At 53.7% G+C, this 17,493-nt stretch carries 14 protein-coding genes; 9 read left to right on the top strand and 5 right to left on the bottom strand.

The features are described from left to right. The first annotated feature begins 40 nt into the window (after positions 1 to 40). Positions 41 to 400: a glycine cleavage system protein GcvH gene (gene gcvH, locus FHS72_RS14110; protein ID WP_183530261.1), complete on the top strand. Its 360-nt coding sequence runs from the start codon at positions 41 to 43 to the stop codon at positions 398 to 400. Between the two features lie 219 nt (positions 401 to 619). Beyond that, a complete protein-coding gene (locus tag FHS72_RS14105; RefSeq protein ID WP_246414715.1) occupies positions 620 to 2,815 on the top strand; it encodes a type VI secretion system Vgr family protein in 2,196 nt (731 codons plus the stop codon). A 47-nt stretch (positions 2,816 to 2,862) separates the two neighbouring features. Here FHS72_RS14105 and FHS72_RS14100 read toward each other — a convergent pair whose 3' ends face one another. Next, entirely contained in the window at positions 2,863 to 4,467 is a 1,605-nt protein-coding gene (locus FHS72_RS14100) for a GMC family oxidoreductase (protein WP_183530257.1), read from the bottom strand. 226 nt (positions 4,468 to 4,693) lie between these two features. On the opposite strand from FHS72_RS14100, the gene FHS72_RS14095 reads away from it, so the two are divergent. The 4 genes from FHS72_RS14095 to FHS72_RS14080 are packed head-to-tail and all read left to right on the top strand — an operon-like array spanning position 4,694 to position 8,702. Continuing rightward, positions 4,694 to 5,785 (top strand): TRAP transporter substrate-binding protein, encoded by a 1,092-nt coding sequence (locus FHS72_RS14095; RefSeq protein WP_183530255.1) that lies wholly within the window; start codon positions 4,694 to 4,696, stop codon positions 5,783 to 5,785. A gap of 36 nt (positions 5,786 to 5,821) precedes the next feature. Beyond that, positions 5,822 to 6,376 (top strand): TRAP transporter small permease subunit, encoded by a 555-nt coding sequence (locus FHS72_RS14090; protein ID WP_183530253.1) that lies wholly within the window; start codon positions 5,822 to 5,824, stop codon positions 6,374 to 6,376. A gap of 34 nt (positions 6,377 to 6,410) precedes the next feature. Continuing rightward, a complete protein-coding gene (locus tag FHS72_RS14085; protein WP_183530251.1) occupies positions 6,411 to 7,781 on the top strand; it encodes a TRAP transporter large permease in 1,371 nt (456 codons plus the stop codon). A gap of 21 nt (positions 7,782 to 7,802) precedes the next feature. Further along, positions 7,803 to 8,702, top strand: coding sequence for a LysR family transcriptional regulator (locus FHS72_RS14080; protein ID WP_183530249.1), 900 nt, complete (start codon positions 7,803 to 7,805; stop codon positions 8,700 to 8,702). A 53-nt stretch (positions 8,703 to 8,755) separates the two neighbouring features. On the opposite strand, the gene FHS72_RS14075 is transcribed toward FHS72_RS14080, so the two are convergent. Further along, positions 8,756 to 9,535 carry a 3-methyl-2-oxobutanoate hydroxymethyltransferase gene (locus FHS72_RS14075; RefSeq protein ID WP_183530247.1) on the bottom strand — a complete coding sequence of 260 codons (780 nt, stop codon included), beginning with the start codon at positions 9,533 to 9,535 and terminating at the stop codon, positions 8,756 to 8,758. Positions 9,536 to 9,538: 3 nt separating this feature from the next. Continuing rightward, complete coding sequence (locus tag FHS72_RS14070) at positions 9,539 to 10,519, bottom strand: sterol desaturase family protein (RefSeq protein ID WP_183530245.1); 981 nt, start codon at positions 10,517 to 10,519, stop codon at positions 9,539 to 9,541. 103 nt (positions 10,520 to 10,622) lie between these two features. On the opposite strand from FHS72_RS14070, the gene FHS72_RS14065 reads away from it, so the two are divergent. The 3 genes from FHS72_RS14065 (at position 10,623) to rlmF (ending at position 13,467) form a co-directional block, all read left to right on the top strand. Beyond that, positions 10,623 to 11,555 (top strand): LysR family transcriptional regulator, encoded by a 933-nt coding sequence (locus FHS72_RS14065; RefSeq protein ID WP_183530243.1) that lies wholly within the window; start codon positions 10,623 to 10,625, stop codon positions 11,553 to 11,555. 386 nt (positions 11,556 to 11,941) lie between these two features. Beyond that, the gene (locus FHS72_RS14060) at positions 11,942 to 12,463 is read left to right on the top strand and encodes a cell wall hydrolase (protein ID WP_246414713.1); all 522 of its coding nucleotides are present in this window, start codon (positions 11,942 to 11,944) and stop codon (positions 12,461 to 12,463) included. Positions 12,464 to 12,540: 77 nt separating this feature from the next. Beyond that, positions 12,541 to 13,467: a 23S rRNA (adenine(1618)-N(6))-methyltransferase RlmF gene (rlmF, locus tag FHS72_RS14055; RefSeq protein ID WP_183530241.1), complete on the top strand. Its 927-nt coding sequence runs from the start codon at positions 12,541 to 12,543 to the stop codon at positions 13,465 to 13,467. Between the two features lie 200 nt (positions 13,468 to 13,667). Here the strand turns inward: rlmF and FHS72_RS14050 are convergent, their stop codons facing one another. Beyond that, on the bottom strand, positions 13,668 to 15,683 hold the full coding sequence (locus tag FHS72_RS14050) for an OmpA family protein (RefSeq protein ID WP_281378335.1): 2,016 nt from the start codon (positions 15,681 to 15,683) through the stop codon (positions 13,668 to 13,670). 148 nt (positions 15,684 to 15,831) lie between these two features. After that, the gene (locus tag FHS72_RS14045; protein WP_183530239.1) at positions 15,832 to 17,382 is read right to left on the bottom strand and encodes a phospholipase D family protein; all 1,551 of its coding nucleotides are present in this window, start codon (positions 17,380 to 17,382) and stop codon (positions 15,832 to 15,834) included. Between the last annotated feature and the right edge of the window lie 111 nt (positions 17,383 to 17,493).

Raw genomic sequence — 17,493 nt, 5'->3', positions numbered from 1 at the left:
TCGATGCAGCCTGACGCCAACGATCAAAGGAAAACGCGCTATGAGATACACGAAGGAACATCACTGGCTTCGCGCGGAAAACGGATTTGTCGTGATTGGGATCACGCCCTTCGCCGTAGCGCAGCTAGGCACGTTGGTGTTTGTTGAACTGCCGCGAACGGGCGATACGATTGCGCTAGGTGATGAGGTCGCGGTTGTCGAAAGTAGCAAGGCGGTATCCGATATTTCGGCGCCGATCTCAGGCGATGTGGTGGCAATTAACACTGCCTTGGCAGGCAATCCGAGCCTCGCAAATGACGACCCGATGGGCAACGGCTGGTTGTTTAAGATGAGCGTCGCAAACCCGACAGAGATCGACCACATGATGGACGACGCAGGATACACTGCTTTTACCGGATGACCCTGCACGGTGCAGGTGAACGATTATTTCGCACCACCAACTGGCTGTTGCAAAGCAAAGGTAGCGGTTCCCATACTTGTTTCCGAAAGTGATTCCATGTGAAGCTGCCCTTAGGTCACGCATAAATTACGGATGTGGAGCGCCCAGTATCGTACGCAAATATCGTTTTGAGCATGTTAGGACATTGAAATGGCATCGGATTTTCTTCAAGATGGACGAATGGGCATGCTCACAACGGCGCTAGGTGCGGACGAGTTGGTCCTGTTGCGTTTCAATGGTGATGAACATGTGAACACCTTGTTTAACTTCAACGTCGAGGCCTTATCAGTTAAAGCAGACATTGATTTCAACGCATTGGTCGGCACGCCAGCCAGCGTTTCACTAAAGACTTTCGAGAACCCCGATCAGGTGTTTCATGGCTTTGTGACTGCTACCAAATTCAACGGCGTTGATGAAAACGGGTGGCGGTATGACCTGACATTGCGGCCATGGTTCTGGCTTGCTGGACTGCGCCGCAACCAACGGATTTTTGCTGAAAAGTCTGTTGTGGAAATCTTGGACGAATTGCTGTCGCCCTACAGCCACCTTGGCGAACCTGCCGTAAAAAAGAAGTTAACCAAAAGCTACGCGCCGCTAGAATACACCGTCCAATACCGCGAAAGCGATCTGGCCTTTGCGACCCGCCTGATGGAACGCTTTGGGATCAGCTACCACTTTGCGCACACCGATGCGGGACACACATTGGTTCTGACAGACGATATGACCGAACACGCCCCGATCGCGGGCGACAGCCGCAAATTTGTGCAAGTGCCCGAGATGCACCGCGCCGACGAAGAACACTTTTGGAACGTTTCGCCCGCCCGTCGCATCACGACAGGTGCGATCCGCCTGACCGATTACAATTTCAAAACCCCGCTTGCGATGATGGAGGCCGACCACACGGGTGACGCGGCTTTTGATGAAGGTATCATCGAAAGCTTTGATTTCCCTGGTAACTATCTTGACCAATCTGAAGGCAAGAAGCTTGCAAAGCTGCGCACAGCACAAGAACGCGGCCAAGATGATCGGCATTTTGTGACTGGCGACGCGACCTCTATGCGTGCCGGACTGATCGTGAAAATCACCGGTGATCCAATCAAAGGCGTTGATGATCCGTGTCTTTGCCTGACCGCACGGCACACCTATTCCAGCAATACCTACGCCAGCGGCAATGGCAGCGGCACGGCGACTTATGAAGGCACATATGTGATGCTGCCCACTGCCGCCCCGCTCGCGCCCGAACGCAAGACGCATATCCCCACGGTGCAAGGCCCGCAGACCGCGACTGTCGTCGGCGAAGGCGAGATTGATTGCGACGAATACGGACGCATTTTGGTGCATTTCCACTGGGACCTTGCGCAAGCCTATTCCATGCGCTGCCGCGTGTCGCAAAACTGGGCTGGCAAAGGCTGGGGCGGCATGGTGATCCCGCGCATTGGGATGGAGGTTGTGGTCGAATTTCTTGAGGGAAACCCCGATCTGCCGCTTGTGACGGGCTGTGTTTATAACGGGAAAAACGACGTTCCTTACCCGCTACCCGCTAACAAAACGCGGTCCACGTTCAAGACGAACACGCATCAAGGCACAGGCTTTAACGAGTTGCGGTTCGAGGACGAGAAATCCAAAGAAGAAATCTTTGTTCACGCCCAAAAAGACCGCAACGAAAAGACGCTTAACTGTCATTCTGAACGGATCGATAACAACTGGGTGCAATCTGTCGGCCAGAACAAATCCATCGAAGTGAACAACAACCACGTTGAAGCCATCGGCGGCAATATGAACCTAACTGTAGGACCATCGGCCATCGGGAAAGTCGTCAGCGCGGCGGCCGCAGGCATGGCAGGCGGCGTTGGTAGCGTTGCGGCGGGTCTCGGTTTGATGGGCGCGGCGATCCCTGGCGAAGGCCATTACGTTGAAACCATTGACCTGACCAAAACCAAGACCATCGGCATTTCGTCCTCGGCGACAATCGGCGTTTCGCAATCGGTGCAGGTCGGGAAATCCATCGCTATCAAATCCGGTGAATCCATCGACACGGAATCGGGCAAGTCCATCGCCGTCGCATCCGGCGAGAGCATTGATGTGACCTCTGGTAAATCTATCGCCGTGACATCAGGCGAAACCATTGCGGTCACGTCAGGCAAGACGATGGACATCGATGTCGCCGAAGACATGAGCATTTCGGTCGGTAAAAAGCTGAACATCGACGTCGGCGACGAACTAACCATCACCGTCGGCAAAAGCACCATGGTTCTGAAAAAAGACGGCACATTCCAAATCAACGGAAAAGACATCGACATCAAAGCCAGCGGAAAAATAAACGTAAAAGCAGCGTCGAAAATTACCGTAAAAGGCTCGAAGGTGCAGATGAACTAACAGGTTGTGCTGGGCGTCACCAGCGACGGGACAGTGCCCGCCCGGCCCTAAAGGTTGCGTCCAAGTATAAAATCGCTCGCCCGTTCTGCGATCATAACTGTCGGAGAATTTGTATTTCCAGACGTGATGTTAGGCATGATTGATGCATCCACAACCCGCAAGTTCGTCACACCGTTGACGCGTAACTGCGGGTCGACCACGGCGTTCTCGTCGATCCCCATGCGTGCTGTACCGACTGGATGAAAGATCGTCGATGCGATCTGGCTCGCGCCCTCAACCAATTCTTCTTCAGTTTGATAACGCGGTCCGGGTTTGAATTCTTCCGGCATGTAACGTGCAAGCGCGGATTGGCCCATGATTTCGCGGGTTTTGCGGATGGCGTTGGCCGCGACGATGCGGTCGCCTTCTGTGGCAAGGTAATTGGGTTGAATTTCGGGATGCGATGCAGCGTCGGGCGAGGTGATATGCACATGGCCGCGACTTTCCGGACGCAGGTGGCAAACGCTAGCGGTGATCGCGGGGAAGTCATGTGGCGCTTGGCCGAATGCTTCGAGTGTGACGGGTTGCACGTGATATTCCAGATCGGGAGACGCTAGACGCTCGTCGGAATACGCGAATGCACCAAGCTGGCTAGGGGCCATCGACATCGGCCCTGTACGTTTCAGCGCGTATTCGAGTCCAATTTTTGCTTTGCCCCAAAGTGTTGAACTCATCACATTCAAGGTTTTCACGCCCGACACTTTGTAAGCGCAGCGAATTTGCAGGTGGTCTTGCAGATTGCCGCCGACCTCTGGCGCCTCGTGTACCACATCGATGCCGTGTTTCTGTAGCAATCCGCCCGGGCCTACGCCTGACAGTTGAAGCAATTGCGGCGTGCCGACGGCACCAGACGACAGGATCACCTCGCGGCGTGCGCTGACTTTTGATAAAGCCCCCTTGCGCAGAAACTGAACGCCTGTCGCACGCTTCCCCGCGAACAAAACCTTTTGAGCCTGTGCGTGGGTCATCACCTCAAGATTTGGCCGTGATTTTGCGGGTCGCAGGAACCCCTTAGCAGAACTCCAACGCCATCCGTTTCGTTGATTTACTTTAAAGTAACCAACCCCAAAGTTATCGCCCCGGTTAAAATCGGGTGTCTCTGGAATACCTGCCTCTATTGCTGCCGCTTTCCATGCATCCAAAATTTCCCAATTCAGGCGTTGCTCTTCGACGCGCCATTCACCGCCTTCGCCATGTTCGTCGTCTTCGCCAGCATAATAGTCTTCGGATTTCTTAAAATACGGTAAAACGTCGTCCCACGCCCAGCCGATGTTTCCCAACTGACGCCAGCCATCATAATCGTTCGACTGCCCCCGCAAATAAAGCATCCCGTTAATCGAAGAACAGCCCCCTACAACGCGACCGCGCGGATACAAAAGAGACCGCCCGCCCAAGCCTGCACAAGCGGCAGTAGAATAGCCCCAATCTGTGCGCGGATTTCCGATGCAATAAAGGTAACCGACGGGGATATGGATCCAGTGGTAATTGTCGCTTCCGCCGGATTCGAGCAATAAAACCCGTGTGTTAGGGTCTTCGCTTAATCTATTGGCGAGAACACATCCTGCTGAACCTGCGCCTACAATCACATAGTCAAAATCGCCGTAGTCCTGCATGGTATGTTCTCCATATTTCAGATGTGACGTGCGCCCAGAACGGCGCTACAGCACAGAATGGCCATTGAAACAGCACGCCTAACCGCGTAGCAATGAACGTATTTGCACAGGTAAGGTCTAAATTGGTTCATAGGCGTTTTCTGCATTGTCGTTTTAAGCTGAGGTTTCCAGCCGGATGCTTGACCGCGTCGCCGCTGGACAAAAAACACTTCTGGGAGGAAGACGTATGTTAAACAAAGTTAAAGGTCTTAGCGCTGCTATGGCCGGCCTAACGCTTGTCGCGGCCGCGGCCCCTGCCACAGCGCAGGAAGTTCAAGACGTTCGATGGGCTGTTCCAATCAGCTTTTCATCAAACCTGACCGCCTTGGGCGATGCGCTGCCTTGGGTTGCCGAGCGCGTCAGTGCCGCTTCTGGTGGCAAAATCACATTTCAGGTGTTTGAACCGAACCAAATGATCCCTGCTCTTGCCGTTTTCGAAAGCGTTGCAACTGGTCAAATCGATGCCGGCTATAGCTGGATGGGCTACGAGCGCGGTCAAGTTCCTGCGTCTGCCTTGTTTGGTGCGACGCCTTTCGGTCTTGAGCCTGCGCAATTTACGGCGTGGATGTATCAAGCTGGCGGCAACGAATTGCTTGAAGAACTGTTCGAACCATACAACGTACACCCGATCCTTTGCGGTGTGATTAGTCCTGAAGCGGCTGGTTGGTTCAAATTCCCGATTGAAAGCGTTGATCAGCTTGAAGGTCTCAAGTTCCGCGCAGCGGGTCTTGGTGGCGAGATCATGAAAGAAGTCGGCATGTCCGTGACGGTTCTGCCGGGTGGCGAATTGTACCAAGCCCTAGAAACAGGCGTTCTTGACGCGACCGAGTTCTCGCTTCCGACCGTGGACGAGCAGCTTGGCTTCTATCAGGTTGCAAAATACTACCACCTTCCAGGGTGGCACCAGCCGTCAACGTCACAGTATCTCTATGTGAACGGCGACGTTTGGCGTGACCTGAACACCACGACACAAGCGCTGATCGAGAACTCTTGTATGGCTGGCGTAACATACGCGATGGCACGTGCAGAAGCGCTGCAAGGTGCGGTTTTGCAAAAGTTTGAAACTGAACATGGCGTTGAAGCACGTCAGTTGCCTGACGAAGTCTTGCAGAAATTCCGTGACGCGACCGCAGTGGTCATGGACCGTGAATCAGAAGCAGACGAAATGTTTGATAAAGTGTACTCATCCATGATGGCCTTCCAAGAAGAGAACGCCGTCTGGAGTTCCGTGGCTTACCTGCCGCGTGACTGGAAATGGGAAAACGCACCGGCTGAGTAAGTCGGGTCTGGTATCAAATAAATAAAGGGGGGCAATATGCCAAAGCTGGTCGAGACAACACTACCGAACAACAACGACCCGCAAGGTTTTATTGCCCCTTTTCTCGTGCGCATAACGGAAGGCATCATTAACACTGTCGCCGTGACCGCACATGTGAGTTGGATTTTGCTCACTCTGATCGTCATCACGAACGTGATTTTACGATATGTCTTTTCAAACAGCATCGTCGCGATGGAAGAGTTGCAATGGCACCTCTCGTCCTACGCTTTCATGGTCGGCGTGGCCTATTGCCTTGTGCATGACCAACACGTCCGCGTTGACGTACTGGCCGAACACTGGCCAGCACGGCGTCGTGCGTGGATCGATCTGATCGCGATGGTGGCACTGGTTATTCCGTTCGCTTATGTCGTCGGCACTGCCGCAATTCCATTCGTGGAATTTTCGCATAAGCTGAGTGAGACATCACGCTCGCCCGGTGGCCTCCCCTACCGATGGATCCTCAAGTCGGTTATTCCGCTTGCGATGGGCCTGCTGATACTCGCGGCCTTTGCACGTGCGCTGCGCATGGTAGCAGTGATCCGCAAATCCTAATCCACATTCAAATTACGTCAAAAAGGAAGAACCGATGTTAGGTTTTGCGGCAAACGAGTTGATCGTGATCGGAATGCTATTGAGTTTTATGGGCCTGCTGTTTTTGGGTGTGCCTGTGGTCTGGTCGCTTGCTGGGGTGTCTTTGGTTGCGACCATTGTGGCGCTACAGCTTTACAGCCGCTTTGAAGTGGACACCTATTTCCTAGATTCATGGCGTGATTATTCCGTGATCGTGCAGCGCATTTGGTCTCTAATGGAGAACGGGGTGCTCGTCGCACTACCGATGTTCATCTTTATGGGGCTAATGCTGGACCAATCCGGTCTCGCCCAAAAGCTGATGTCAGAATTCGCAGCGACACTAGGTCGCTATCGTGGCGGTTTGGCGATTGCAGTTATTCTGATCGGTATTCTATTGGCGGCCTCGACAGGGATTGTTGGCGCGTCTGTTGTCTTGCTGACCACGATTGCGATGCCTGTCATGCTTGAGAACGGCTATGATAAACGGCTTGCCGCTGGCGTTATCGCCTCTGCCGGGACGCTTGGTATTTTGATCCCGCCGTCTATCATGCTGATCATTATGGCGGATCAGCTTGCGATGTCCGTCGGCGAATTGTTCATGGGTGCTATGATCCCGGGCTTATTGCTGGGTGCGTGCTACCTGATCTACGTTATCGCGGCGGTTACCGTGAAGCCAGAGATGGCCCCGCGTCTGAAAAACCCTGACCCGCTGACGGCAGCGCGTCTGTTGCGTACATTCGCGGCGGTCATTCCGCCGATGGCCCTGATCCTTGCCGTTTTGGGCAGTATCTTTATGGGGATCGCCACCCCTACCGAAGCTGCAGGCATCGGCGCATTGGGTGCGACGCTGCTCGCATTGGGCAACAAGCGCCTGAGCTTTAAAGTGCTCTACGAGGTTGCCCGCAGAACCACACTGACAACGTCGTTCATCTTCGGTATTTTCATCGGTGCAACAGCCTTTGCTTTGGTAATGCGGTCCTTGGGCGGCGACGAAATGATCGCGGCAGGACTTCACGCCATCCCGTTTGGCAACATGGGCGTCGTGATCACCGTCTTGTTCTTTGCCTTTATCGCAGGGTTCTTTTTGGACTGGCTCGAAATTACGTTGATCTTCTTGCCGCTCGTCGGACCTGTGGTTGTAAATGACCTCGGTTTTGATGCGGTTTGGTTCGTCGTGCTGTTCTCGGTTGCGCTACAAACATCGTTCATTACGCCGCCTGTTGGGTTCTCGCTATTCTACCTCAAGGGTGCGTCGCCTGCCGAAGTCACCACAATTGATATCTACAAAGGCATCATTCCGTTTGTGATCATCCAGTTGGCTGTTGTGACTGCACTTATATTGGTGCCGGAACTCGTGACGTGGCTGCCTGAACTCGTGTACGATTGATCCCGAACAAGGAGACGCCGCATGAGTTTTAACTGGGACGACCTGCGTGTCTTTCTTGAAATTCAACGCACAGGCCGTCAAAGTCAGGCGGCCAAACGGCTCAAGTATTCGCATACGACAATCGCGCGGCGGCTCAAAGCGCTGCAAGATCAGCTGGGTTTGGCTTTATTCGAACAGACAAAAGATGGCATGGTGCTGAGCGAATTCGGTCAACGCATTCTGCCTTTCGCCGAACAAATGGAAGGCTCGGCGAGTGCGATTTCCGACCTTGCAGGGCGCATAAACGGGGTCGGCAAGCAAAAGGTGCGCGTGGGCGCACCCGACGGTTTCGGCAATGAAGTACTGTCGCATATTTTGCCAAGACTGATTGCGAGCAACCCAACGCTGGAAATCGATCTGGTCCCCATGCCCATCGCGCACAAGCTATGGCGTCGTGATGTGGACATCGCCATTTCACTGGACCGACCCGAGCGCGGCGCATTGGTTATGCGCAAGTTGATTGATTACGATCTGCGCATTTATGCTGGACCAAAGTTCTTTGAAGGGCGCGAGCGTCCAAAGCAACGCGCCGATCTACACGCATATCCCTTCATCGGTTACGTCGAAGAATTGCTTTACACAGATACGCTGGACTTCAACACCATTCTGCTGCCCGATCTCCAAGTCGTCTACCGTGGCTCCACCGTGAAAGCGCAATTTGATGCGGTGATGGGCAATATCGGGCTGGGCGTTTTGCCCTACTACATGGCGCGCGACACGGATCTCGAACCTGTGCTGGCGGACAAAATAGAATTTCAGCGCACCTATTGGATGACCTATCTCGAAGAAAACCGCCACCTTGCACGCATCCAACAAACGAGCGAATTCATCGTTGAAGCAACGCGAGAGCTTTCTGATATATTCAAATACCGCCGGAAGTGAATCGCGAGAACAGTTTGCAAAACCCCAATTCCAGTTTTGCGCCCCCTTCCCTGCTAGTCCTTCCACACGTCCTGTAGTGCGTCGTCGTCGATGTTCACGACATGCTCTGCGTCGGGAAACACACCGGATGTTATGTCGGCGATATATTCCTTGTATGCAGCCACTCGTTCGACTTGCAGCCGATCACGTTCGGCGGCGAAATTTCGGTAGGTCTTTGCGTGGCGCGGGATGTGCCCTCTGTTTTCGCCGAGAAGATCAACCGAGAATAGGTATTGCGCGTCGCACCCGCTTCCTGATCCGAGCGAAATCGTGAGCATTGAAGTGCGGTTGGTGATTTCGGTCGCGAGATTTGCCGCGACGACCTCCATCTCGACGGCGAATGCCCCTGCTGCCTCAAAGTCTTGTACATGTTGCCAAACCGTCTTGGCCTGCGCAAGCGTGCGACCAACGGCGCGAAAGCCGCCTGTCCATGTGGCTTTGGGCGGAACCAAACCAACGTGGGAAATCACAGGCACCCCTTCGCGTGCGAGTAGTTCGACAATGTGCGGGCTCATGCCGCAATAGACCGACTGCGCACCTCCCCGCATCGCGGTCATCGCATCTCGCAAAACTTCGGTCGCGTCAGCGTGTTTGCCCCACGGCATTCCGAACTGAAAATGCGTGTTCGGAACCGCCTTTGCAAAATGCGCACGTTCGGGAATGAAGGCGGTGCCGATCATATCCATGCCCGCCTCTGAGGCGGCAATCGCCTCTTCCTCGCGGGCGACTTGCACATAGGCAAGCTGGCGTTTGCCTTTCGCCTCTAGCAGGTCTTTGACGGTTAATGCAGTCATTGCTTAGCTCCTCGCCATCCGTTTGCGCCGCTCTTTGATCCGCGCGTCAGCCGTTGTTGTGCCATCGTGAAACGAGCCGAAAAACTTATCCCACGGGATCTCAAGCGAGCCATAGTTACATTCGAAATAGCGGTGGTGCATTTGGTGGTGGAACGTGCCCAGCGCAAGTCTGTTTTCGTCTTTGACAACCAATCCTTCAAAGCCGGTGTGGGTCGTGGCAGCGGTCAGCGTGTAGTATTGCAGGTGGAACAGGATGTGGACGGGATGTGCCGCAACAATCCAATGGATCAGCACCGAGCCTAGAAAAATCACATGCTCCACAGGATGCATCGACAGCCCCGACCACGGTCCAACATTGATATTGCGGTGATGCAGCGCATGGATGTGTTTGTAGAAAAACGGAATGTGCAAAAATCGGTGAATCCAGTAGAAATAAAAGCTCTCCCAGATTGGGATTAGCAAGAACATTGCGACGAACCAGACCGGATGGGCGGCCCACGTGAGCAATGGCGCGTACCCGTTTGCAAGCGCCCAGAACATCAAGACCTCGTAGGCGGTCCAGATCGTAACACCGCTCGCCAGCGTCCAGAACATGTTGTCTTTGATCTGCCCGCCCAAGGTGAACTGGCGGCCATTCTTCATCAGCGGGCGCGGATCATACCGCAGCTCTTTGCCTTGCTTGGTGAAGGTATAGAAATACAGATGCAGCCCGCCCGCCACTGCGATCATAAGGACCAAGTTACGGACATACATCTCTGTAATCCAGCCGAAAGCCAGTGTCTTGGATTCCGCAAGCGGTGGCTGAAACCAGTAAAATGAGACAAAGGCGATGCCGACGATGATCAGCTTCTCAGTGATCAAGAACCAAGAATTCCAGACCCACGCGAGCATTTCCAACGGGCGCAATGGCCAACGAAAGAACGGCGATACTTGAAGCGGGACAGCCGGAACGTGGTTCCAACCTTTGAGAGGCTCCTGATCCATCTGGATAACTTTCTTTCAGAGTATATCTTTGAGTTTGACAGAAAGCAGAATGCATGGAAAACAGATTAAACTGATAAACTAAGTCTGATTAATAGAGGTATAGATGGCGATTTCGCTCAAGGCGATGGAATATTTCACGACGGCGTTGCGGCATGGGAATATCTCGAAGGCAGCGGCAGAGCTGAATATCGCCGCCTCAGCGATTGGCGCTGCTATTGATCAGATTGAAGCCGCCTTTGATCTGACGCTCACCATCAGGCAACGGTCGCGCGGGATTGAAGCCAATGCCAGCGGGCGACAGGTCGCCCAAAAGTTCGAACGATTGCTTGAGGATTACGCGGCGGTTTTGGCCGAAGGCGCTGATCTGAAACAAGCGCTTAGCGGGACGTTGCGTATCGGATATTACGCGCCAATTGCCCCAGCATTCCTGCCGCAGATCCTTGCCAGCTTTGTGCCAAAAGGCCGTGATGTTTCGCTACATCTAGACGAATGCGACAACGATAGCGCCCAAGATGGGCTACTGAAAGGAAGCTACGACGCCATCCTGTTTGTCAGCGAAGGTGCCCGCCCTTCTGTTACTTTTGATGTCTTGATCGAAGCGCCCGCGTTTTGTCTGGTGCCTGCGGGTCACGCGTTCGCCAAGCAATCTAGCGTCACTGTCGCACAGATTGCCACACAGCCTTTGGTCGTCCTCAACCGACCAGTCGCCGCCCCCTATTATCAAAGCCTGTTCGAAGCCCAAGTCGATGATATTTCAGTTGCCGCTTACGCCAACTCGACCGAAATGGTCCGAAGCCTTGTCAGCGCGGGCCATGGCTGTGCCGTTTTGAACATGCAGCCATTAACCAGAACAAGCTATTGCGGCGAAGCATTGGTTGGCCTGCCGATCTCTGACCCATTGCCGCCTTTAACCCTCGCAATCGGCTACGATAAATCGCGCCCGCGCCGATTGGTTCAACATTTCGTCGCAGCATGCCGCGCGCATTTCGCGCAAATTGGACCGCAAAGCTGCATCGTCGAACACCGATCAGAGTAAGTCAGCATTTTTTGACGTTCTTCGGAATGGCCCAGAGCAGCAAAGCCCTGATCGCGAAAATAGTAGGTCAATGCCCCAACTATAAAGACCGCTTCGACCAAAATCGCGGGACAGGACAGTGCAGTCGGTGGCGTCATGTCAGACTACAAAACCAAGGACAAGATATCGACCACTTCCCGGTCTCCGTCAGGCTAACGCGGCATATGGTCGTCTGTACGCTGTTTCTTTACGCTTCACCGCCCACTTTGCCGTTCTTGACGTTCAACGACGTAGCATCACCGCATTCCCCTGTCCGGTTTTACCTTGGTATGGTTCCGCCGCCTGACTGCTTCCTAGCTTGAGGCCACGAACGCGGCTCGCTACAAGCAGTTAAGGGAGTATGCCTATTGTTAAACGCTAAACCGAAAAAAGCGCTGATATTGGCGCTAGTGGCGACCGTCGGCCTTGCTGGTTGCACGCGTCAACCAGAGCCGACGATCACGACGGTTGCATCGTCTGACGTCAACTGCATGGCGCGGGCGATGTATTTTGAATCGAACCGCTCTAGTCGGGATGGGATGATCGCGGTCGGCAGCGTGTTGATGAACCGCGTACAATCTGACGACTTCCCCGATACCGTCTGCGCGGTAGTCAGCCAGAAAAACCAGTTCGCACCAGGCGTGATGACCAAGTCGATGAATGATCAGGGCCGTGCATTGGCGTTGGCCTCAGCGTCGGCTGTCCTGACCGGCGAAAGACACCCAAAAGTAAGCGGCGCCCGCTTTTTTCACGCCGCTTGGTACACCGCCAATTTCAACAATATTCACTATGTCTTAACGGCGGGCGGCAACGCCTTTTATGAAAAGCGACGGCCCGAAGATGTGACATCGCCAAACCCGCTTCCTCAAACCGAAGGCATCACGGGTTAACCGCGTTCTCACTTTCGACATGCCTGATATGAATTCCTGTTCTGGGCAACGATTACCACTTTTATAAAGGCAGCCCCGTGTCCGCCAAAACGAAACTGCACCCCCGTAATCAACACAAAGACGGTTACGATTTCGCGCGTTTGGTGGCGGGTCTACCGGAACTAGAGCCATTCACGATCATCAATCCACTTGGTCAGACGACGATTGATTTTCACGATGGGGCGGCGGTCCGCATGCTGAACCGTGCGCTGCTCAAGACGTACTACGCCGTTGATTTCTGGGATATCCCAGCCAGTTACCTATGCCCGCCGATCCCCGGTCGCGTCGACTACATCCACTATCTGGCGGACCTGCTTGCCGAAAGTAACAATCAACAAATCCCGCGCGGGCGTCACATCAAAGCGTTAGACATCGGGACCGGCGCGAGCTTGGTGTATCCGCTTACTGGGCAACGCGAATACGACTGGCATTTTACTGGCGTCGATGTCGACCCGACCGCGATCAAATCGGCGCAGCAAATCTGCGACTTCAACAAACTGGACGTCTCCCTTAGGCTACAACCAAAACCTGAAGATATCTTTAAAGGCGTGATTAAACCCAGTGATGCGTTCCACATCACTATGTGTAATCCGCCGTTTCATGCGTCCATCGAGCAGGCGACTAAAGGGGCCCAACGCAAGTGGCGCAACCTTGGAAAAGGGCATTCAAACAAACTCAACTTCGGGGGCCAAAACGCTGAACTCTGGTGTCCGGGTGGCGAGATAAAGTTCATCGCGAGCATGGTTGAACAGAGCAAGGCGTTCGCCGACCAATGCCTATGGTTTACGTCCTTGGTGTCGAAAAAGGATAACCTGAAGCCGCTTCACCGAATTTTAACAAAAACAAAAGTTGCTGATTATAGAGTTGTTGAGATGGCGCAAGGGCATAAGACAAGCCGTTTTATTGCTTGGACTTATATTAGGAAAAGTCAGCGGTCTGTGTACCTGAATGGAGCGCGGAAATAGGAAGGATGATAACGTCCAGGTTATCTGACGTTTCTCAGCGCGCATTAGATTCCAAATTTGGTGATGCCTACCTTAGTCGGGAAACGCGAATTTAGTGATGTATGTATACACTCTCGGACACTGGATGTTCATTTCAATGGTATGGTAAAAAAGGGACCTCACTTCACGAGGCCCCGTTTCCAATTGATGTAGAACTTACGTTAAGAGCGGTTCAACAGGCGCGTAATGTTGCGGACAGATGCCCGGCGATTGGCCCGCTCGTCCGTTAGCACTTCAATTTTGAGGTCAGTCTCACCATAGCCTTGAGTGATCAGATTTTGCGGTGGAACGCCAAAATATTCAGTCAATGCCAGTGCGACAGTTTCCGCGCGTCGGTCTGACAGCGAAAGATTATAGCTCGCGCTTCCGACCGCATCGGTGTGACCTTCAACCAAGAAAACCGCCTGTGGATTGGTCTCGATGATATTCACCATTGATAACCCGAGTGCGCGTAGTTCTTCGGCTTGCGCGGGTTGGATCGCTGCAGATCCCGTTGCAAACGTGATCTGGTCCAACTCAACTTCTGGCGCAAGATTGCGGACACGTTTGAAGTCACGAATTTGCTGCAACGAAAACTGGCGATTTACATCTGCAAGCAACGCCGCTTGCAGCGCGTCTCTCAATGCGGCTTGATTTGACGTGTCGATGGATTGCACGTCTTTACGCGCCTCAACCGCGGGTAATTCGGAAAACTCAATTGGTTCAGCGACTTGAGTGTCGTCGAAGAGCACGACCTCGGTCCCGTCTTGCGCGCGGATCAGCGTGCGTCGCAGCACGGTGCCGTCGTTTGCGCGGACCGTGATGATCTGACTGCCGTCTTCATAGGCGAGAACAGAGCGTGTCGACCCGTCGTTAAAAGTCTGCGTCTGCACCTGCGCTCCGGGTCTGCGCAGCAAGACATCATCGTTTTTCAGGACGCGCAGTTCGCCGTCGCGCTCAATGATCACACGGTCGCCAGAGTTGGACACAACTTGGTCACCATTATTCAAAACAGAGCCGACGACCGCCGCCCCCAGCCCCAACAATAGTGCCTTTTCGAAATTGGACGGGCCACCATCGTCTTTGTCGTCCTCGGTGACTTGCGCATCGCCGACAGCCGCAGTTGCAAAATCTTCGTCACTGCGGCGGACATCATTTTCCGCAACGACTTCGGTCTCAACTTCAGCCTCTGCCTCTTCGGCATTTTCACCGTCATCACCGGCCGCGGCCGATGGTGACGCAATTACGGCTTCGCTCTCACGTTCTTGGTTAAGCGTTTGGCGTTCTTCGTCTGTAAGCTGCTCGCTGCCAGCTTCCCCGGCGCCGTCCGCAACGTCGGCGATCTCTGCGTCGTTAACTTCATTCGTGTCGCCAGTTTCTGCTGTATCGTCGATCTCATCTGGTATTTCTGCAGACGTATCCTCGATCGCATCCACGGATTCATCAGAGGCTGTATCCTCTACAGGCGCGGCATCGGTTGCACTTGGCTCATCCGCACCAACGTCGTCTGCACCAGCATCTTGATCAGCTTGCGGTGCAGCCTCGCTCGTACCTTCTACCGGCTCGGCTTCTTCCGCAAGCGCGTCAGCCAATTTGTCGGTTTCGACTTCTGCGTCTGCTTCAGCTTCGGTTTCCAGTTCAGGCGCAACGTCGGCCTCTGCTTCAACCTCTGCCTCCGCAGTCGATGCAACTCCTGGTTCACTTTCAGGCGCAGCTTCTGGAGTAGTTTGCGCATCCGACGCAGCTTCCACTTCTGGCGTAACCTCTGTTTCTGCTTCGGCTTCAACGTCAGTTGCAGACTCTGTCTCGGCCTCAATGTCGGCTTCCACTTCAGTCATAGGTACAGCATCGGCTACTGCCTCAGCCTCCCCAACCGCCACAATTCCATCGGCATCCGGCAGTTGCGCTTGCAATTCGCCAGGCGCATTGGCCAAGGCGGCCCCAAGATCTTCGCCGCCTACTTCAAGCGCGCTTTGAACAGCAACGGCATCACAACTTCCAAAGTCATCGCTCCGCGTGCCCACGACGAGATACGTCATGAGCGCCTCGGACAGCATCGTGGGATCAGTCACTTCGGCACCGTCAGGTGCCACGCAGGGGAAGCTGTCACCCGCCTCTTGCGCCCAAATTGGCGCGGGTGCTGTAATGGAAAGGCATGCAGCGATTGCCGTCGTCATTTTAAAGGATTTATGTGACATAAGGGGCTCTTTTCATTTCGTTTCATTTTTAAGCATCTCAAGAAAAACCCAGAAGGCCCTCAATGGTTCCATGGCGCTTGGCCTAAATCCACTAGGCGCATGCGTTGTTATAGATAGCGCAAGGCACCCGATATTTGAAATGTTCGGTTTAAATCAACCATTCGACTGGCAAGAACCCAATCACCACAATGGCGATTTGTTGTAACCATGTTGCCCCGGGTTCTTCCTGATAAGTCACAACGCTGTCGTCGCCCATGGTCTCGCGCCAAATCATCTTTGCTTCTGGCGTTATATCGGGCCGATAGCTGACTTCAGCCAGCGGACCGTCAAATCCCGCGCTGACCCGGCTTGCCAAAGTTGGACTATCGATCAAAAAACCCATCTCGCAATTCAGCGAAGCAGAGCGCGGGTCAAAATTGAATGAACCGATGAATATCCGGTCGTCGTCGATAGCGAAGGTCTTTGCATGCAGGCTCGCACCAGAAAGGCCGAGCGGCAAACCGGGACCATCTTGCGCTGCCGTCATGTTACCTCGCAGCTTTAGTTCAAAAAGGTCCACCCCAGCTTCTAGCAATTCGCGTCGGTATTTTGTGTATCCGGCATGCACCGTTAACACGTCGGTTGTGTTCAACGCATTTGTCAGGATGCGCACTTCGACACCGGATCGTGCAAGGTTATTGAAATAAGCAGTACCTACTCTACCGGGTACAAAATAGGCCGACACCAAATCCAGACGCTCTGTGGTGTCGCCCAAGATTGCGCCAAGCCTCATAATCATGAGCTGATCGGTGTTGGCCACCCCCTGCCCTTTGACGGGATCATCCGCAACGAGTTGAACATCTGTCCATTCTATATCAGCCGCTCCGCGCGTGTAGCGGTCGGCATTATTGCCCAACTCACTTAGAAATTCGGTTGCTTCAGCGCTCGCCGCGACCTGCGCGGCGCGCGTTTCGAAGGCGGCTAGATTACCGATACCATCAATAATGCTCTCGATCTCGAAAACCGATGCGCTATTCCAGTAATCATCAAACACTGCAGCAGTTTCAGGCACAACCGCGCCGATCGCCAGCACATCCATATCCACGTAGAATACGTCATCGCCAACCTGAAAATACTCATCCCCGATGTTACGCCCGCCAACAATCGCCACAGCCCCATCCGCGATTAGGGATTTGTTATGCATTCGCCGGTTCATGCGGAAAAAATAAAATGCATAGCCCGCCAACCTTGGCGAGCGGACAGTAGACGGATTGAACAGCCTAATCTCGAAGTTGTCCTGCGCATTCAACGCCGCCATAAAATCATCCAACCCCGGCACGCCGTTGTCATCAAGCAGCAATCGCACGCGTACACCGCGCTGTGCCGCATCTTGCAGAGCACCCAGCAACAGAATGCCGGACACATCATCATGCCAGATGTAGTATTGCGCATCTATCGATTGCTCCGCAGCCGCAATTACTGCCAGCCTACTTGCAAGCGCATCATGCCCGCCGCGAAGCGGAATAACGCCAGATTTATCAGGATGGTTCACGCCCCCATCAGCCATCAATCGCCCAAGCGGCGTTGCCGCAGAAGCGGGTAACGCCATGCTCGCCACACGCTGTGAAATGTCAGGTAAGGGAAAGGCCAATCGCGCCACAAAGACGGCGATTGCTGCGCCCATGAATACAGTGAAAACCAACTTCAAAAATCGTTTCATTTTCTCACAAACACTTTTTGAGGTGCCCCTAGATTTGTAGACGCTTTGCTTGGTAATTTTGGAACCAAGGAGAGACGGATATGAACAAAGGAATACGGTTTACAGACGAGT

This window comes from Yoonia ponticola, assembly GCF_014199395.1.
GTDB lineage: Bacteria > Pseudomonadota > Alphaproteobacteria > Rhodobacterales > Rhodobacteraceae > Yoonia > Yoonia ponticola.
This window is presented reverse-complemented; position numbering and strand designations above follow the sequence as displayed.